The organism is Haladaptatus sp. W1 (assembly GCF_001723155.1).
Taxonomy (GTDB): Archaea; Halobacteriota; Halobacteria; order Halobacteriales; family Haladaptataceae; genus Haladaptatus; species Haladaptatus paucihalophilus.
In genome coordinates this window covers 1-2,332 of sequence record NZ_MEIH01000226.1, presented here as the reverse complement: position 1 = coordinate 2,332, position 2,332 = coordinate 1, and the positions used below count along the sequence as shown (strand labels likewise).

The window sequence follows — 2,332 nt, the reverse complement described above, 5'->3', positions numbered from 1 at the left end:
CGATTCGAGAGGAGCGGTTGGTCGAACCGCGACCGGATGACCTGAATGACTATCATTTCGATGGTGACGATGAACGTGAACAGGAGCGTCTGTGCCGCCGTAATGTCACGAACGGCCTGCAGTCCGTAAAAGAAGAGTCCCAGTCCGACGACCGTCATCGTGAGTCCGATGGTGAGTATCGAAACGATCATTCGTCGGTCGATGACCGACTCGTCGCCACCCCGCGGGGGACGGTCGAGGACGTTAGACGCCTTGGGGTCGGTGCCGAGCGCGAGCGCCGGAAGACCGTCGGTCACCACGTTGATCCACAGGAGCATCACGGGCGTCAGGATGAGGGCGTCCGATTCCGACGCGAACAGCCCCGGGAAGAAGAAACTCCCGACGAGAACGCCGAGAAAGACGGTGAGTACTTCCCCGGCGTTGGCCGACAGCAGCAGGTTCACGAACTTTCGGATGTTGTCGAAGATGGCGCGACCCTCTGCGATGGCGTCGCGGATGGTGACGAAGTTGTCGTCCTGAAGGACCATATCGGAGGCCTGTTGAGCGACGTCGGTGCCGCGGGTCCCATCGCGATGCCGACGTCGGCGTTACGGAGCGCGGGCGCGTCGTTGACCCCATCGCCCGTCATGGCGACGTTGTGTCCGTTCTCCTGCAGCGCGTTCAGAATTCGAACCTTGTGGTGTGGGGACACGCGGGCGAAGACGTCGACGTTCTCGACGACTTCGCGAAGGGCCTCGTCCGAGAGCGTATCGACCGTCGTCCCGTCCATGGCCTCCTCCGAACCGAAGCCGATTGTCTGGGCGATGGCACCGGCCGTCTGAACGTTGTCTCCGGTCGCCATGACGACCCGGATACCGGCGTTCCGACAGTCCTCGATGGCCTCCGAAACCTCCGCCCGTGGCGGGTCTATCATCCCCTGCAGTCCCACGAAAATCATGTCCCGCTCGACGCGTTCTGGGTCGTCCTCGAGGTCCTCGACCGGACGAACGGCGAAGCCGAGCACCCGGAGCGCGTCCGAACCGAACGCACGGTTGCGGTCGAGGATTTCCTCCCGTTTCGTCGCCGTGAGTTCCCGAACGCCGTCGTCCTCCAGAACGCGGTTACACCGGTCGAGAACGACCTCCGGGGCACCCTTCATGTAGGCCGTTGGCGTAGCGGCATCGAACCCGTCCGTATCCGAGAGCGTCGAAGGAAATTCGCGGGCGACGACGGTCATCCGTTTGCGTTCCGAGGAGAACGGTATCTCGCGCAGTCGTTCATGCTCGGGGTCGATGCCCGCCTTCGCGGCCGACACCAGCAGGGCGATTTCGGTCGGATCCCCGTAGTACGGGTCGTCGGCGGAATCCGGCGCTCGTTCGGCGTCGTTGCAGTAGGCCCCGCAGGTCAGGAGTGGGACCAGTCGTTCGCGGTCGGCGTCGTCGCCGTCGTAACGAAACTCGCCCGCCGTCGAGAGGCCGGTTCCCGTGACGGTTCCGTTCGTTCCCGCGGTGTACACCCGCTTGACCGTCATCTGATTCTCGGTGAGCGTCCCCGTCTTGTCGCTCACGATGACGTCGACCGACCCGAGGCTTTCGACCACGGGGAGTCGCCGAACCAGCGCGTCGCGGTTGAGTATCTTGCGCGACCCCATCGCGAGCGTCAGCGTCACGACCGCCGGTAACCCCTCGGGACCGCCGCGACGGCCAGCGTGATTCCGGTCAGCAAAATCGACAGCCAGCCCGCCGCGGTGAAGACGAACTGCGCCACCGCGATGACGAGGATCAGTCCGACGATTCCGATACCGATACGCTTTCCGAGCGCGTCCACCTCCTTCTGAAACGGTGTCTCCCGGGTCTCGGCTTCCTGTATTTCGGTCGCGATGTCACCCACTTGGGTGTCCATCCCCGTTTTGACGACGACGGCCCTCCCCCGTCCCTTGATGGCGGTGGTGTTCATGAACACCATGTCATCCCGCTCGGCCAGCGGCGTCTCCGGAGGAACGGGGTCCGTCCCCTTCGCCACGGTGGTGCTCTCCCCGGTGAGGGCCGATTCGTTGGTTTCGAGCGCCGTCACCTCCACGAGTCGAGCGTCCGCGGGGATGGCATCGCCCTGCTCGATGACGACGATATCCCCGGTACGACATCCTCGGCGTCGATAGTCACCTTCTCCCCGTCGCGGAGCACGGTCGTGTTCGGCGTGGAGAGTTCTCGAAGCGCCTTAATAGACATCTCGGCGCGGTAATCTTGGAAGAACCCGAAAATCCCGTTCGCGAACAGGATGAGAAGGATGAGTCCAGCCTCCTCGTATCTGGGGTGGCACCCGGGAGGAGTCCGACGGCTATCGAAAGGAGCGC

The 2,332-nt window shown here is 63.7% G+C and carries 4 protein-coding genes; all 4 read right to left on the bottom strand.

Annotated features, from left to right (window positions below; translation table 11 throughout):
* Positions 1-527 (bottom strand): cation transporting ATPase C-terminal domain-containing protein (locus tag BG842_RS31445; RefSeq protein ID WP_254663052.1); only part of this gene is annotated, 527 nt, incomplete at its 3' end.
* On the bottom strand, positions 440-1,648 hold the full coding sequence (locus BG842_RS31440) for an HAD-IC family P-type ATPase (RefSeq protein ID WP_254663051.1): 1,209 nt from the start codon (positions 1,646-1,648) through the stop codon (positions 440-442). The genes BG842_RS31440 and BG842_RS31445, both read right to left, overlap by 88 nt.
* Complete coding sequence (locus tag BG842_RS31435; RefSeq protein WP_254663050.1) at positions 1,645-2,058, bottom strand: hypothetical protein; 414 nt, start codon at positions 2,056-2,058, stop codon at positions 1,645-1,647. The genes BG842_RS31440 and BG842_RS31435 overlap by 4 nt, the downstream gene beginning before the upstream one ends.
* A partial coding sequence (locus tag BG842_RS31430) for a hypothetical protein (protein ID WP_254663049.1) occupies positions 2,049-2,332 on the bottom strand: 284 nt, incomplete at its 5' end. The genes BG842_RS31430 and BG842_RS31435, both read right to left, overlap by 10 nt.